This is a genomic window from Shinella pollutisoli (assembly GCF_024609765.1).
GTDB classification, from domain to species: domain Bacteria; phylum Pseudomonadota; class Alphaproteobacteria; order Rhizobiales; family Rhizobiaceae; genus Shinella; species Shinella pollutisoli.
Genome location: NZ_JANFDG010000025.1, coordinates 54,703 through 69,588, shown reverse-complemented (window position 1 = coordinate 69,588; position 14,886 = coordinate 54,703). Strand labels below are relative to the sequence as shown.

Annotated in this window: 11 protein-coding genes and 1 pseudogene; 5 read left to right on the top strand and 7 right to left on the bottom strand. The window is 69.7% G+C overall.

Annotated elements, in window-relative coordinates; all coding sequences use genetic code 11:
* Positions 1-61 precede the first annotated feature (61 nt).
* From radA to NNZ72_RS19045, 4 genes are all read left to right on the top strand, one after another.
* Positions 62-1,465 (top strand): DNA repair protein RadA, encoded by a 1,404-nt coding sequence (gene radA / locus NNZ72_RS19060; protein ID WP_257317114.1) that lies wholly within the window; start codon positions 62-64, stop codon positions 1,463-1,465.
* Between the two features lie 41 nt (positions 1,466-1,506).
* Complete coding sequence (locus NNZ72_RS19055) at positions 1,507-2,106, top strand: CvpA family protein (protein WP_257317113.1); 600 nt, start codon at positions 1,507-1,509, stop codon at positions 2,104-2,106.
* Positions 2,107-2,286: 180 nt separating this feature from the next.
* Complete coding sequence (purF, locus tag NNZ72_RS19050; protein WP_257317112.1) at positions 2,287-3,783, top strand: amidophosphoribosyltransferase; 1,497 nt, start codon at positions 2,287-2,289, stop codon at positions 3,781-3,783.
* Between the two features lie 10 nt (positions 3,784-3,793).
* Positions 3,794-4,534, top strand: a complete 741-nt coding sequence (locus NNZ72_RS19045; protein ID WP_257317111.1) for an SDR family NAD(P)-dependent oxidoreductase — start codon at positions 3,794-3,796, stop codon at positions 4,532-4,534.
* Positions 4,535-4,779: 245 nt separating this feature from the next.
* On the opposite strand, the gene NNZ72_RS19040 is transcribed toward NNZ72_RS19045, so the two are convergent.
* The 7 genes and pseudogenes from NNZ72_RS19040 to NNZ72_RS19010 form a co-directional block, all read right to left on the bottom strand.
* Entirely contained in the window at positions 4,780-5,814 is a 1,035-nt protein-coding gene (locus tag NNZ72_RS19040; RefSeq protein ID WP_257317110.1) for an HlyD family secretion protein, read from the bottom strand.
* A 4-nt stretch (positions 5,815-5,818) separates the two neighbouring features.
* Positions 5,819-7,393, bottom strand: a pseudogene (locus tag NNZ72_RS19035) (MFS transporter).
* A 71-nt stretch (positions 7,394-7,464) separates the two neighbouring features.
* Complete coding sequence (locus tag NNZ72_RS19030; RefSeq protein WP_257317109.1) at positions 7,465-7,920, bottom strand: MarR family winged helix-turn-helix transcriptional regulator; 456 nt, start codon at positions 7,918-7,920, stop codon at positions 7,465-7,467.
* Between the two features lie 133 nt (positions 7,921-8,053).
* Positions 8,054-8,908 carry a CDP-diacylglycerol--serine O-phosphatidyltransferase gene (pssA, locus tag NNZ72_RS19025; RefSeq protein WP_257317108.1) on the bottom strand — a complete coding sequence of 285 codons (855 nt, stop codon included), beginning with the start codon at positions 8,906-8,908 and terminating at the stop codon, positions 8,054-8,056.
* A gap of 47 nt (positions 8,909-8,955) precedes the next feature.
* A complete protein-coding gene (locus NNZ72_RS19020) occupies positions 8,956-9,654 on the bottom strand; it encodes a phosphatidylserine decarboxylase (protein WP_257317107.1) in 699 nt (232 codons plus the stop codon).
* Positions 9,655-9,777: 123 nt separating this feature from the next.
* Positions 9,778-11,667, bottom strand: coding sequence for an ABCB family ABC transporter ATP-binding protein/permease (locus NNZ72_RS19015; protein ID WP_257317106.1), 1,890 nt, complete (start codon positions 11,665-11,667; stop codon positions 9,778-9,780).
* A gap of 173 nt (positions 11,668-11,840) precedes the next feature.
* Complete coding sequence (locus tag NNZ72_RS19010; protein ID WP_257317105.1) at positions 11,841-14,093, bottom strand: LysM peptidoglycan-binding domain-containing protein; 2,253 nt, start codon at positions 14,091-14,093, stop codon at positions 11,841-11,843.
* Between the two features lie 163 nt (positions 14,094-14,256).
* Between NNZ72_RS19010 and NNZ72_RS19005 the strand changes: the two genes are divergently transcribed.
* A complete protein-coding gene (locus NNZ72_RS19005) occupies positions 14,257-14,877 on the top strand; it encodes an LOG family protein (protein ID WP_257317104.1) in 621 nt (206 codons plus the stop codon).
* The last annotated feature ends 9 nt before the right edge of the window (positions 14,878-14,886 follow it).

The following is a 14,886-nucleotide window of genomic DNA, read 5'->3' as shown; positions in this document are numbered from 1 at the left end:
TTTCGTTCCCGTTTTGTGCTAGGGCTTGCCGACGATTCCCTCTAAGCCCGAGCGAGGCCCCATGGCGAAAGCCCGCACCCAATTCGTCTGCCAGAACTGCGGCACCGTGCACAACCGCTGGGTCGGCAAGTGCGAGGGCTGCGGCGAGTGGAACACCGTGGTCGAGGAGGATCCGATGGGCGGCATCGGCGCCGGCCCCGGCAAGGTGCCGAAGAAGGGCCGGCCCGTGGCGCTGGTGGCGCTCTCCGGCGAAACGGAGGAGGCGCCGCGTATCCACACCGGCATCGCCGAGCTCGACCGGGCGACCGGCGGCGGCTTCGTGCGCGGCTCCGCCGTGCTGATCGGCGGCGACCCCGGCATCGGCAAGTCGACGCTCCTGATGCAGTCGGCCGCAGCCCTTGCCCGGCAGGGCCAGCGCGTCATCTACGTCTCCGGCGAGGAGGCGGTGGCGCAGGTGAGGCTGCGCGCCCAGCGCCTGCAGGCGGCCGAGACCGACGTGCTGCTCGCCGCCGAGACGAACGTGGAGGACATCCTCGCCACCGTCGGCGAAGGCCGGCGGCCGGACCTCGTCATCATCGATTCGATCCAGACGCTGTGGAGCGACACGGCCGAAGCCGCGCCCGGCACGGTGACGCAGGTGAGGACCGGCGTTCAGGCGATGATCCGCTTCGCCAAGCAGACGGGCGCGGCGATGGTGCTCGTCGGCCACGTCACCAAGGAAGGCCAGATCGCCGGCCCGCGCGTCGTCGAGCACATGGTCGACGCCGTCCTCTATTTCGAGGGCGACCGCGGCCATCACTACCGGATCCTGCGCACCGTCAAGAACCGCTTCGGCCCGACCGACGAGATCGGCGTCTTCGAGATGTCCGACAAGGGCCTGCGCGAGGTCTCCAACCCGTCCGAGCTCTTCCTCGGCGAGCGCAACGAGAAATCCCCCGGAGCCGCCGTCTTCGCCGGCATGGAGGGCACGCGGCCGGTGCTGGTCGAGGTGCAGGCGCTGGTGGCGCCGACCTCGCTCGGCACGCCGCGCCGCGCCGTCGTCGGCTGGGATTCGGCGAGGCTCTCGATGATCCTCGCGGTGCTGGAGGCCCATTGCGGCGTGAGGCTCGGGAGCCACGACGTCTATCTCAACGTCGCCGGCGGCTACCGCATCTCGGAGCCGGCCGCCGACCTCGCCGTCGCCTCCGCGCTCGTTTCCTCGCTTGCCGGTCTTGCCCTTCCGGCCGATTGCGTCTATTTCGGCGAGGTCAGCCTGTCGGGCGCCGTCCGACCGGTTGCGCACACCGCCCAGCGCCTCAAGGAGGCGGAAAAGCTGGGATTTTCGCAGGCCGTGCTGCCCGCCGGTTCCGCCGACCTGCCGAAAGGCGCTGGCGGCCGCTGGAGCGAGATCGACAGCCTGCCGGATCTGGTCGCGCGCATCGCCGGTTCGAGGAGCGCTTTCACGCGGGACGACGGGGACGATTGACGCCGCGCGCCGGCGGATACCGGTTTGGAGTTAGGACGAACATGCCCATCACGATTCTCGACGGTATAGTCATCGGCGTCGCGCTGTTCTCCGCCGTGCTGGCGATGGTGCGCGGTTTCTCGCGCGAGGTGCTCTCCGTGGCGAGCTGGGTGGGCGCGGCCGCCGCCGCCTATTTCCTCTATCCCGTGCTCCTGCCCTACGCGAAGGACTACACGACCAGCGACACGGTGGCGATGGTCGGCTCGGCGGCGGCCGTCTTCCTGGTCGCGCTGATCGTCATCTCCTTCATCACCATGCGGATTGCCGACTTCATCATCGACAGCCGCATCGGCGCGCTCGACCGCACGCTCGGCTTCCTGTTCGGCGCCGCACGCGGCATCCTGCTCGTCGTCGTCGCCATGCTGTTCTTCAACTGGCTGGTCGCCCCGCAGCAGCAGCCCTCCTGGGTGACGACCGCCAAGTCGAAGCCGCTCCTCGACAATCTCGGCGCGCGCCTGGTGGCGCTGCTTCCCGAGGACGCGGACGCGACGATCCTCGACCGCCTGCGCGGCAAGCCCGCCGCCGGCACCGAGGACCCGGACGCCGGCACCGGCGGCACCGAGCAGACGCCCGCCGACGAGGAGCCGGCGACGAACGGATGAGACTGGACGGGATGCGACACGTCGCCGGAATCGGCGAAGGCGGGCGCCTCGATTCTTTGATAGGATGAAGACGACCGCCACCGACGCTCCCGCGTCTCGGTGGCAAAGGCTTTGGGCCATATCCATATGTGCCAAGACCCCGTGCAACCCGCATACCGTCCCGAGCAAAGGCTTGCAGCAATGAGCGACTTCCAGTTTCCCGTTGGCCATCACGACGACGACCTCGACGGCGACACGCTTCACGAGGAATGCGGCGTCTTCGGCATCCTCGGCCATCCCGACGCCGCGACGCTGACGGCGCTCGGCCTGCACGCGCTCCAGCACCGCGGCCAGGAGGCGGCCGGCATCGTCTCCTTCGACGGCCGGCAGTTCCACACCGAGAAGCACATGGGCCTCGTCGGCGACCACTACACGAACCCGGCGACGCTGGCGAAGCTGCCCGGCACGCTGGCAATCGGCCACACGCGCTATTCCACCACCGGCGAGGTGGCGCTGAGAAACGTCCAGCCGCTCTTCGCCGAGCTGGAGGTGGGCGGCATCGCCGTCGCCCACAACGGCAACTTCACCAACGGGCTGACGCTGCGCCGCCAGCTCATCGCCGGCGGCGCCATCTGTCAGTCGACCTCCGACACCGAGGTCGTCCTGCATCTCATCGCCCGCTCGCGCTACACCTCCACCACCGACCGCTTCATCGACGCCATCCGCCAGATGGAGGGCGGCTACTCGATGCTCGGCATCACCCGCACCAAGCTGATCGCCGCGCGCGACCCGACCGGCATCCGCCCGCTCGTCATGGGGGAGCTCGACGGCAAGCCGATCTTCTGCTCGGAGACCTGCGCGCTCGACATCATCGGCGCGAAATACATCCGCGACGTCGAGAACGGCGAGATCGTCATCTGCGAGATCCAGCAGGACGGCTCGATCACCATCGAGGAGCGCAAGTCCGGCAACGCACAGCCGGAGCGGCTCTGCCTGTTCGAATACGTCTATTTCGCACGGCCGGACTCGGTCGTCGGCGGGCGCAGCGTCTATGTCGCGCGCAAGAACATGGGGCGCAACCTCGCCAGGGAAGCCCCCGTCGAGGGCGACGTGGTGGTGCCGGTGCCGGACGGCGGCACGCCGGCCGCACTCGGCTACGCGCAGGAAAGCGGCATCCCCTTCGAATACGGCATCATCCGCAACCACTATGTCGGGCGCACCTTCATCGAGCCGACGCAGCAGATCCGCGCCTTCGGCGTCAAATTGAAGCACTCCGCCAACCGGGCGATGATCGCCGGCAAGCGGGTGATCCTCGTCGACGATTCGATCGTGCGCGGCACGACGTCGCTGAAGATCGTGCAGATGATCCGCGACGCGGGCGCCAAGGAAGTGCATATCCGCGTGGCGAGCCCGATGATCTTCTACCCGGATTTCTACGGCATCGACACGCCCGACAAGGACAAGCTGCTCGCCAACCAGTATGCCGACGTTACGGCGATGGCGAAGTACATCGGCGCCGATTCGCTGGCGTTCCTGTCGATCGACGGGCTCTACCGCGCCGTCGGCGGCGAAGACCGCAACCCGGCCCGCCCGCAGTTCACCGACCACTACTTCACCGGCGACTATCCGACGCGCCTCCTTGACAAGGAAGGCGAGACGATGGGACGGAAGGTCTCGGTTCTGGCCAGCAACGGATAAGCGAAACAGCATGAGCATCGACCTTACGGACCGCATCGCGCTCGTCACCGGCGCCTCGCGCGGCATCGGCTACTTCACCGCGCTCGAACTGGCGAAGGCCGGCGCGCATGTCATCGCCTGCGCGCGCACCGTCGGCGGGCTGGAGGAGCTCGACGACGCCATCAGGGCCGAAGGCGGCTCGGCGACGCTGGTGCCCTTCGACCTCGCCGACATGGAGGCGATCGACAGGCTCGGCGGCTCGATCTTCGAGCGCTGGGGCAAGCTCGACATCCTCGTCGCCAATGCCGGCGTGCTCGGCACGATCTCGCCGATCGGCCATGTCGAGGCGAAGGTGTTCGAGAAGGTGATGACGATCAACGTCACCGCGACGTGGCGGCTGATCCGCTCGGTCGAGCCGCTGCTCATGAAGTCCGACGCCGGCCGCGCCGTCGTCGTCTCCTCCAGCGCCGCGCACAAGTGCAAGCCGTTCTGGGGTCCCTACTCCGCCTCCAAGGCGGCCGTCGAGGCGCTCGCGCGCACCTGGGCCGGCGAGACGCGGCGCACGGCGCTGCGCATCACCTCGCTCGACCCCGGCGCCACCCGCACCGCCATGCGCGCCCAGGCGATGCCCGGCGAGGACCCCGAGACGGTGCAGCATCCCTCGGTGGTGGCCGAGGCGATCCTCACGCTCGTCTCCCCGGATTTCTCCGAGACCGGCAAGCTCTACGACATGCGCCAGCGCCGCCTCCTGGATTATCGCCTGCCAGAGTGAGCGGGCACCTTATCCTCCTCCCTTGACGGGCGGGCTCTTGCCCCTCATCCGGCCTGCCGGCCACCTTCTCCCCGCAAGCGGGGAGAAGGGAAAGTACTGCATCGCTTTCCCAAACCTTCGCCGTTTCGCAGGATAGGTCCCCTCTCCCCGCTTGCGGGGAGAGGGCTAGGAGTGAGGGGCAAGAACCACAGGCGATAGCCCTACCCTAGATCACGGGAGAGGCAGGAGAATGCCGGGTCGGGCTGCTATTCCACCACCGTCGTCACCTCGACCGACAGGCCCGGCGCGAGGCGTTGCGCCAGCGCCTGGCCCTCGTCCACGGCGATGCGCACCGGCACGCGCTGGGCGACCTTGGTGAAGTTGCCGGTGGCATTGTCGGGGCGGATGACGCTGAACTCGGAGCCGGCGGCCGGCGAGAAGCGCTCGACATGGCCGGCAAGCGCGGCATGGCCGAGCGCGTCGACGGTGACGACCACCTTCTGGCCCGGCCGGATATGGGCGAGCTGCGTCTCCTTGAAATTGGCGATCACCCAGGTCTCCGCCGGCACGACGGCCATCAGCTGGCTGCCGGCGGCGACGTACTGGCCGAGCTTGACGCCGACCTCGCCGACCGTGCCGTCGCGCGGCGCGGTGACGACGGTGTTCGACAGGTCGATCTCGGCGAGCCGCACGGCGGCCTCCGCGCCCGCCACCGCCGCGCGCAGCGAATCGCGCCCGACGATGAGCGTCTGCAGGTCCTGCCGCGAGACCTCCAGCGCCGCCTCGGCCTGCGCGAGCGCCGCCTTCGCCTGGTCGAGCGTGGTGCGGCCCTGCTCGCGGTCGCTCTCGGCGACGATGCCCTTCTTCGACAGGGTCTCGACGCGGTTCCAGTTCTCCTCCGCCCGGAGGCGGGCGAAGCGGGCGCTGTCGACCGCCGCCGCGCTCGCGGCGATGCGCGCCTCGGCCGCCTTCTGCTGCTCTTCGGAATTGGCGAGCGCGGCCTGCTGGCTGGCGAGCGTCGCCCGCGCCTGCTCGACCTTCTGGCGATAGATGCGGTCGTCGAGCCTTGCGAGCACGTCGCCCTTCCTCACGGTCTCGTAGTCCTTGACCGGAACCTCCGTCACGTAGCCCGAAAGCTGCGGGCTGATCAGGGTGACGTAGCCGCGGACATAGGCGTTGTCGGTGGTCTCGACGGCGCTCGAGAAGGGCGGCAGCCGCCACGTGTAGAGGACGGCGCCGATGCCGGCGAGGCCGAGGGCGACGGCGAGCGCCGTCGCGGTGTTGCGGACGTATTTCTGCATGGGATCAACCTTGTGCGGCCGCTTCGCCCGCCGGGCGGGCTCTGGCCTCTCTGATGCGAAGGACGAGGATGTGGACGACGAGTGCCGCCGCCGCCGCGGCCGACAGCAGCGCGATGAGCAGAAAGGCGTCGTTGTGGGCGAGCACGTTCGCCTCGCGCGTCACCTGCTGGCCGAGCAGCGTGACGCCCTCGGCCTGCAGCAGCGCCGGGTCGGCGATGGTGCGGCCGTAGGCGCCGGAGAGCTGCGAGACGCGGGCGGCGACGAGCGGGTCGGAGAGCGTGAGCGAGCTTGCGAGGATGTTGGAATGGAACTTCTCGCGCAGCGTGATGAAGGAGCCGAACACCGCCGAGCCCGCCAGCCCGCCGAGGCTCTGCGTCAGCAGGAAGACGACGATGAAGCTCAGGATGTATTGCGGCCCCTTCCTCAGTGCCAGCGTGAAGCCGGAGGCGATGGCGGGCGGCAGGAACAGGCTGCCGCCGGCGGCGATCATCGCCTGGCTCGCATACATCTGCTCCGGCCGGGTGAGGCTCGTCGCGCGGCTGTCGAGCCAGGCGCCGGCGGCGATCAGCAGGAGCGCCAGCATGTGGATGCCGGGCTCGCGGCCGGGCTTCATGACGGCGGCGCAGAACAGCCCGCCCGCCGCCGTCGCCAGCGCCACGACGCCGTAGAGGCCGGTCAGCTGCTCGTTCTACAGGCCGATGACCTGGAAGAAATTGCCGGCGACCGCCGTCTGCTCGGCGAGGATCAGGCGGAAGACGATGAGCACTGCCGCGAAGTGAAGCACCTCCGGGCTCGTCAGCCAGCGCAGGTCGACGAGCGGCGTCCTGCGGTTGAGCTCGATTGCCGCGGCGGCCGTCAGCGCGGCGATCATGACGACGAGGGCGACGCCGATCCACGGCGCCTCCGTCCACCAGTATTGCCGGCCGGTGACGAGGACGACGGCGCCGGCCCCGAAGCCGATCGCGATCAGCAGGTAGCTCGGGATGTCGAGCAGCTCGATCACCTTCACGCGCGGCGGCGCCGTCAGCGGCAAGAGGTAGATCGCGCCGAAGGAGAGCATGGCGAGCGCGATCTCGAAGTGGAACAGCGCCGGCACGCCGCCCATGTCGATCAGCGGCGGCGAGACGAGCCGGGTGAGCGGCGCGGCGAGGCCGATATTGGTGAGCGCCAGCGACAGGCCGACCGTCAGCTTGCGCGCCGGCCCGAAGGCCTCCAGCATGTAGAGGAAGCCGAGCGAGGACATCGGCGCGGCGGCGATGCCGGCGAAGAAGCGCAGCACGATCGCCGAGCCGAGATCGGTCGCGAAGACGTGCAGCACCGAGACGACGAGGAAGACGGCGATGCCGAGCTCGGCGAAATGGCGAAGGCCGTACTGGTTGCGGATCTTGATGAGGGCGAGCGAGAGCGAGGCGTTCGGCGCCATGTAGGCGGCGACGAGCCAGAGCGCCTCCGTGCCGGTGGCGCCGAGCGGGCCCTGGAGCTGCGGGATGTTCGCCGCCACGAGGTTCATGCCGAACCCCTGCGTCATGGCGAGCAGCGTCGAGGCGGCGATATAGGCGGCGGCCCTTCGCGGCGGCATGGGCGCGGGCGGAGGGGCGGATGCGGCCGCCGGCGCCTCGTCCCCTTCCCCGGTGACGGCGGGCACGGCGCTCATAGGACGACGCTCTCCCGGCAGGCATGGGCGATGTTGTCCGACATGGCGGCGAAGACCTTCACGACCGTCGCCATGTCCTCGGCGGAGACGCCCTGGAGGATGTCGCCGCGCAGCGACCGGGCGAGATCGCGCACGCCGCCGGCCATGTGCGTGCCGTGCGGCGTCAGCACGATCTGCTTCACCCGCCGGTCGCCCTCGACCGCGTGGCGCTCGATGAAGCCCTGCTTCTCCATGCCGTCGAGCAGGCGCACCAGCGTCGGCGTCTCGATGTCGAGCTCCTCGGCGAGCTCGCGCTGGTTGAGGGCCGCGCCGCGGCCCAGCACGAGCAGCGCGCGGGCGCGCGGCAGCGTCAGCCCCTGCTCCTTCACCCGCGCGTCGAACAGCGCGCGCATCTTGCGCTGGACGCGGGAGAGATCGTCGAGAAGGCGATCGCGCGGCGGGGTCGCACTCATCGCATAGGCTCCATTATTATTAGCTTGCTATCTATTTGCTCGCTACTTAGTGGAACGCATGCGAAAAATCAAGCCCCGTCCGGGGCATGGACGGGGCTTTCCAAAATTGTATTCGCAAGGAACGCGAAGCGCCTCAGGCGCCGTCGTTCTCCTCGGGGAATTCGCTTGCGGTGGAGGTGGCGGGCGGCGCGGTCCAGCCGCCGTACTTTTTCTGCCAGGAGCGCGCGCCGAAGGGCAGGCTCGCGAGATAGGCGGCGACCGTCACCACCATCGTCTCCCAGGTGAAGCTCATCAGGGTCGCGACATAGAGCACGACGAGCAGGATGCCGGGCAGCACGAGATCGCGGCGGATGCGGCTTCCCTCCGACTTGCCGGACCAGACCGGCAGGCGGCTCACCAAGAGGAAGCCGATGAGGACCGTATAGGCGGAGGCGAGATAGGCGAAGGCGGCGGAGGGCGCCAGCCCGAGGAAGCCGACATAGACCGGCAGCAGCACCAGCATGGCGCCCGCCGGCGCCGGCACGCCGACGAAATATTCCGTCTGCCAGCTCGCCTTCGTCTCCCGTTCCGACATGACGTTGAAGCGGGCGAGCCGGAGGCCGGCGGCGATCGCGTAGATCAGCGCGGCGATCCAGCCGAAGGAGCGGGCCTGGTCGAGGATGAAGACGTAGAGCACCAGCGCGGGCGCGACGCCGAAATTGACGATGTCGGCGAGCGAATCCATCTGCCCGCCGAATTTCGACGTCGCCTTCAGGAGGCGCGCGACGCGGCCGTCGATGCCGTCGAGGAAGGCGGCGAGCAGCACCATGCCGACGGCGAGCTCATAGCGGTTCTCGAAGGCGAGCCGCACGCCGGTGAGCCCGGCGCAGATGGCAAGCACGGTGATGACGTTCGGAACGAGCAGCCTCAGCGGGATTTCCCTGAGGCGCGGCCCACGGGCCTCGTGGTTCGATCCGTTCGGCTCATAGGGCGGAAATGGCGTTTCCATCGTTCCTCGCTACGTCGCCCTACCCCTCATGTCAACCGGCCCTCATGTCAACCGCGGCGGCTGACCACCGGCCCCTTGTCCGACTTGAACTCCGCGAGCACCGTCTCGCCGGCGATCGCCGTCTGGCCGACGGTGACGCGCGGCTGGGCTCCGGCCGGCAGGAACACGTCGAGGCGCGAGCCGAAGCGGATGAGGCCGAAGCGCTCGCCGGCCTCCAGATGCGTGTTGATCGACGTCCAGCACAGGATGCGGCGGGCGACGAGGCCGGCGATCTGCACGACGCCGATCGAGCCGTGCGCGGTGTCGATGACGATGCCGTTGCGCTCGTTCTCCTCGCTCGCCTTGTCGAGATCGGCGTTGAGGAATTTTCCCGGGCGGTAGGAGACCCAGGAGACGCGGCCGCGCATCGGCGCCCGGTTCACATGGCAGTTGAAGACGTTCATGAAGACGGAGATGCGCAGCATCGGCTCGGCGCCGAGCTCCAGCTCGACCGGCGGCGTCACCAGCCCCACCGCCGAGACGCGCCCGTCGGCCGGGCTGACGGCGAGGTCGTCGTCCTGCGGCGTGAAGCGCTCGGGATCGCGGAAGAAATAGGCGCACCAGACCGTCAGCACGAAGCCGATCCACATCAGCGGCTTCCACAGGAGCCCCAGCACCAGCGAGGCGAGGAAGAAGCCGGCCACGAACTTCCAGCCTTCCCGATGGATCGGGACCAGGGTGCTGCGGATCGTATCGACCAAACTCATCTTCGGGTGTCTCCTTGACGTCGGGGGGATGGGTTAGCGCGAAATGGCGCGAATGGCGAGTAGCGAATGGCGAATAGCGGCAAAACTCCGATCACTATTCGCTATCCGCCATTCGCAATTCGCTCACTCTCCGGCGGCCGGATGGCGCACCACCATGCCCAGCTCGTCGCTCTCGCGCACCGCCTGCAGCCGCTCCTCGGCCTGCACGGCCTCGCGCTGGCGGTTCCACATCGAGGCGTAGAGGCCGTCCTCGCGCTGCAGCAGCTCGCCATGGGTGCCGCGCTCGGCGATCATGCCGTCCTTCAGCACGATGATCTCGTCGGCCGAGACCACGGTGGAGAGCCGGTGGGCGATGACGAGCGTCGTGCGGTTGCGCGACACCACGTCGAGGGCCGCCTGGATCTCCTGCTCGGTGCGGGTATCGAGCGCCGAGGTCGCCTCGTCGAGGATGAGGATCGGCGGGCTCTTCAGGATCGTGCGGGCGATCGCCACGCGCTGCTTCTCGCCGCCCGAAAGTTTCAAGCCCCGCTCGCCGACCATCGCGGAAAAACCCTCCGGCAGGTGGCGGATGAAGCTGCCGATCTGCGCGGCCTCGGCGGCGGCTGCCACATCCGCGTCGCTCGCGCCCGGGCGGCCGTAGCGGATGTTGTAGGCGATCGTGTCGTTGAAGAGCACGGTGTCTTGCGGCACCATGCCGATGGCGCTGCGCAGGCTCTTCTGCGTGACGTCGCGCACGTCCTGCCCGTCGACGGTGATCGTCCCCTGCTGCACGTCGTAGAAGCGGTAGAGCAGGCGCGACAGCGTCGACTTGCCGGCACCCGACGGGCCGACCACCGCCACCGTGCGGCCCGCCGGCACCTCGAAGCTCACGCCCTTGAGGATGGGGCGCGCCGGATCGTAGGCGAAATGCACGTCCCTGAAGACGATGGCGCCGTCGGTGACGACGAGGTCGGGCGCGCCCGGCCGGTCCTGCACCTCCTCCTCCACCTCGAGGAGAGCGAACATCTGCTCGATGTCGGTCAGTCCCTGGCGGATCTCGCGATAGACGAAGCCGATGAAGTTGAGCGGGATGGCGAGCTGGATCAGCATGGCGTTGATGAAGACGAAGTCGCCGACCGTCTGCTCGCCGCGCTGGACGGCCAACGCCGACATCGCCATCATCGCCGCCATGCCGGCGCCGAAGATCACCGCCTGGCCGAAGTTCAGCCAGCCGAGCGAGGTCCAGACCTCGGTCGCCGCCTTCTCGTAGCGCGCCATCGACTGGTCGAAGCGGCGGGCCTCCATCTCCTCGTTGCCGAAATATTTCACCGTCTCGAAATTGAGGAGCGAGTCGATCGCCTTGGTGTTGGCCTCGGTGTCGCTGTCGTTCATGGCGCGGCGGATGGAGATGCGCCAGTCGCTCGCCCTGACGGTGAACCAGATATAGAGCCAGACGGTGACCGCCGTGACCGCGAGATAGGCGAAGCCGTAGCCCCACCAGAAGATCGCCGCCGTCAGCAGGAACTCGATCAGCGTCGGCACGCTGTTGAGGATGGTGAAGCGGACGATGGTCTCGATGCCCTTCGTGCCGCGCTCGATGACGCGCGAGAGCCCGCCGGTGCGCCGCTCCAGGTGGAAGCGCAGCGACAGGCGGTGCAGGTGGACGAAGGTGCGGTAGGCGAGCTGGCGCACGGCGTACTGGCCGACGCTGGCGAAGAGCGCGTCGCGCAACTGGTTCAGCCCCGCCTGCAGGATGCGCGCGGCGTTGTAGGCGAAGACCAGCATGACGGCGCCGGCGAGGAAGGCCGGCAGGAGCACGTCCGCCCTGCCCGTCAGCGCGTCCGTCGCCCATTTGAAGAAATAGGGCACCAGCAGCAGCACGACCTTGGAGGCGATGAGGAACACCGTCGCCCAGACGACCCGCATCTTCAGGTCCGCCCGGTCGGACGGCCACATGTAGGGCCAGAGGTTGACGATGGTGCGCAACGGATTGCTGCTGTCGGCCGATACCGTCCTGTTCGTGTCTGTTGCCACGCGCGCCTCTGTCGTCCTGCTCTACGCAATTCCGGAGGCAAAACCGCTTACGCGCCTTTGCCGGAATTGCCGTCCTGCCTGCAATGAAAATGCGGCGCCCCGGGGAGCGCCGCATGCCGGAGATAGGTCCGCGCGACCGGTTTCGCAACCGGCCGCGGCGGAAAAAGTGCGGGTCATTCGCCGCGCAGGTGCCTGCGGTGCAGCGCCTCGGCGTCGGCGTCCGATTCGGTCGCCTGGTCCGGCACGCCGAAGACCTGGCCGGGGATGATCCGGTCCGGATCGTGGATCTGGTCCTGGTTGGCGAGGTAGATCGTCGTGTAGCGCACGCCCTTGCCGTAGATGCGCCGCGAGATCTGCCAGAGCGTGTCGCCGCGGCGGATGATCACCGAGGTCTTGCTCTGCTGGAGCGGTGCCTGCTCGACGGTCTCCGGCTCCCCGGCCGCGGCCTGCCCGCCTTCCGCCGCGGCGGCAACCCCCTCGGTGCCGGCAGCGGCCTGCCCGCCTTCCACCGCGGCGGCGGCACCCCCGGTGCCGGCAGCGGCAGCGCCCGCGTCCGCGGCGGCGGCCCCTTCCTCGGTGCCGGCCGCCGTGTCGCCGGCGCTCCCCGAGGCCGCGGCCTGGGTGTCGGCGGCCGCGCCGCCGTCCGCCGTCTGCGACGGGGTCGCCGCGACGACGCCGTCCGTCGCCGGGGCCGCGTCGTCCGACGCCGTCTGCGTCTCGGCGGCGGCCTCGGCGGGGGCGGCCTGCGTGTCGTTTGCCACGGCGGCGCCTTCCGCCGTCTCGATGGCGGGCGCAAGCGCCGCGGCCACGGCCGTCTCGATGGAGCCGAGCGCCGCGCCGACGCCGACGGCGTCGTTCGGCAGGGCCTGCAGCCGGGCGAGCGCGTCGGCGGCCGCGGCGGAGGCCCTGGCGGACATGTCGCGGGCGACCTCGCCCTCCTCGGCGCCGGGCTTGAACTCGGCGAGCGACTTCAGCGCGATCTCCGTCGCCGAGCGGGCGGCGGCCAGTTCCTCGGCCGTCGGCAGGCGGCCCTCGGCGAAGAGCCCCTTTAGCAGCCCGAGCGCCTTGGCGGCCTCGCTTCTCAGCCTGTCGAAGGTGCCGCCGCCGACGAGGCCGAGCGCCGGCGTCGCCTGGGCCGATGCCGGATCGTCCTGGGCGACCACGGCCACCTGCTCGCCTTCCGGCCGGTCGAAGGGCACGGAGGCGCGCAGCTCCACCCGGCTGCCGTCCGCCGCCATCACGTCGGCGCGGATGGTGTGGCGGCCGACCGCAAGGTCGATCCGTCCGTCGACAACGAAGCGGCCGCCCTCGTCCGCCTTCGCCTCGCCGACCAGCCGGTCGCCGGCATAGATGCGCACGAGCGCGCCGGGCCGGGCATTGCCGGCGACGAACATGCGGTCGCCCTCGAGCTCCACCGCGGCGACGCGCACCTGCGCCGCCTTCCCGGCCACGCCGGAGGCGGCATCGGCGGTCGCGGCGCCTTGCGTCGCCGGCGTATCGCCGGCAGTCGTCGCCGCGCCGCCCTCTTCCGCCGTGGCGGCCGCGGCCGCGCTCTCCCCGGCGGCGGTGCCGGCCTCGGAGGAGGCCGCCGCCGTCTCGGCGACCGGCTCGTCCGCGGGCTTCTCCTCCGCCGCGGCGGAGGCGCCGGCGTCGTCCGGCACGGTGATCAGGCGGCTTGCGGCGCCCGGCTCGGAGACCATGGCGAGCACCTCACCGCCCGCGTCCGTCGGCACGGAAACGGTCGCCACCTCCTCGGAGGCCTTGGAGGCGCCCTTGCCGTCGCTGGCGTTCAGCGTCAGCTGGTAGTCGCCGGCCTTCAACGGCTGGTCGAAGACGGCGGCGAAGTCGCCGGACGGGCCGACGTCGGCCGTCGCGATCACCGTCTCGCCGTCGCGGATCTCGACCCTGGTGTTCGGCTGGGCGCGGCCGGCGATGACGGTGGACCCGTCCGGCTCGACGCGCAGAAGATCGAAGGCGGGCGTGACCCAGCCGGCCGCCGGATCGGCCGACGCCGCGCCGGCAGTGGCATCCCCGGCCGCAGCGTCCGCAGCCGCCGTTTCCTGGCCTGCCGCCTCCCGTGTCGCGGGCTCATCGGCAGCGGCCGCGCCGTCTTCCGCCTGTGCCGTTTCCGTCTGGGCGGCTTCCGTCCGGGCGGCGTCCTGCTCGGCCTCGGCCGCCTGCGGCGTCGCGTCCGCGGCGGAGCCTGCCTCGGGCTGCGTCGCCGCTTCTCCCCCGGCCTGCGTGCTGCGCGCCTGCTTGCCGTCGGCCGTCTTCGTCTCGCCGCCCTCGGCGGCGGCCTCGGTGCCGGTCGCGGCGGGCGTCTCGGCCGGCTTCTGCCGGTTCATGTTCGGCAGCACGAAGAAAACCATCAGCAATGTCGCCGCCGCCAGCACGACCAAGGCCACGAGACCCGTTTTGTTCTTCATCGTCAACTCTTTCTCCGTTCCCGGATTCCCGGGCGATCCCTCCCGAAATTGCTAGCGTTTCCCAAGGGTCCGCACAAGCTGCCGGGAGGGGAAGCGCCGGCCCTGCGGCGCTTTTTCCGTCATTATCCTTGACGGCCCCGTACCCCGATGGCTGAATCCGGCCATGAACGAACAAACCATGCCGATTCGATCCGTCTGCGTTTACTGCGGCTCCCAGCCGGGCCGCGATTCCGACTATGTCGCGGCCGGGCGCCGACTCGGCAAGGCGATGGCCGAGAACCACCTGCGCCTCGTCTACGGCGGCGGCACGAAGGGCATCATGGGGGCCGTGGCGAGCGGCGTGCTGTCGAACGGCGGCCGCGTGACCGGCATCATACCGCAATTCCTCGTGGATATGGAGGCCACACGGCATTCGCTCGGCCAGCTGAGCGAACTGATCGTCACCCCCGACATGCACGAGCGCAAGCACCGCATGTTCGACCGGTCCGACGCCTTCGTGGCGCTGCCCGGCGGCATCGGCACGCTGGAGGAGATCGTCGAGGTCATGACCTGGGCGCAGCTCGGCCGCCACCGCAAGCCGATGATCTTCGCCAATATCGGCGGCTTCTGGGATCCGATGCTGAAGCTGATCCGCCACATGGCCGACGAGGGCTTCATCCACACCGCCCACCTCGTCCAGCCGCTCGTCATCGACGAGCCGGAGGAGGTCGTCTCCACCCTGCTCGACCACTGGGCAAGCCAGGTCGACCGCGAGGGCGAGCCGGAGATCATCGCGCGGATGTAGGGCGGCGTA

Excerpts from the sequence above, each read along its gene's own strand:
- radA (WP_257317114.1), top strand. The coding sequence starts at position 62 with ATGGCGAAAGCCCGCACCCAATTCGTCTGCCAGAACTGCGGCACCGTG.
- pssA (WP_257317108.1), bottom strand. The coding sequence starts at position 8,908 with ATGGAAACGCCATTTCCGCCCTATGAGCCGAACGGATCGAACCACGAG.
- NNZ72_RS19055 (WP_257317113.1), top strand. The coding sequence starts at position 1,507 with ATGCCCATCACGATTCTCGACGGTATAGTCATCGGCGTCGCGCTGTTC.
- NNZ72_RS19030 (WP_257317109.1), bottom strand. The coding sequence starts at position 7,920 with ATGAGTGCGACCCCGCCGCGCGATCGCCTTCTCGACGATCTCTCCCGC.
- NNZ72_RS19020 (WP_257317107.1), bottom strand. The coding sequence starts at position 9,654 with ATGAGTTTGGTCGATACGATCCGCAGCACCCTGGTCCCGATCCATCGG.
- NNZ72_RS19010 (WP_257317105.1), bottom strand. The coding sequence starts at position 14,093 with ATGAAGAACAAAACGGGTCTCGTGGCCTTGGTCGTGCTGGCGGCGGCG.
- NNZ72_RS19040 (WP_257317110.1), bottom strand. The coding sequence starts at position 5,814 with ATGCAGAAATACGTCCGCAACACCGCGACGGCGCTCGCCGTCGCCCTC.
- purF (WP_257317112.1), top strand. The coding sequence starts at position 2,287 with ATGAGCGACTTCCAGTTTCCCGTTGGCCATCACGACGACGACCTCGAC.
- NNZ72_RS19045 (WP_257317111.1), top strand. The coding sequence starts at position 3,794 with ATGAGCATCGACCTTACGGACCGCATCGCGCTCGTCACCGGCGCCTCG.
- NNZ72_RS19005 (WP_257317104.1), top strand. The coding sequence starts at position 14,257 with ATGAACGAACAAACCATGCCGATTCGATCCGTCTGCGTTTACTGCGGC.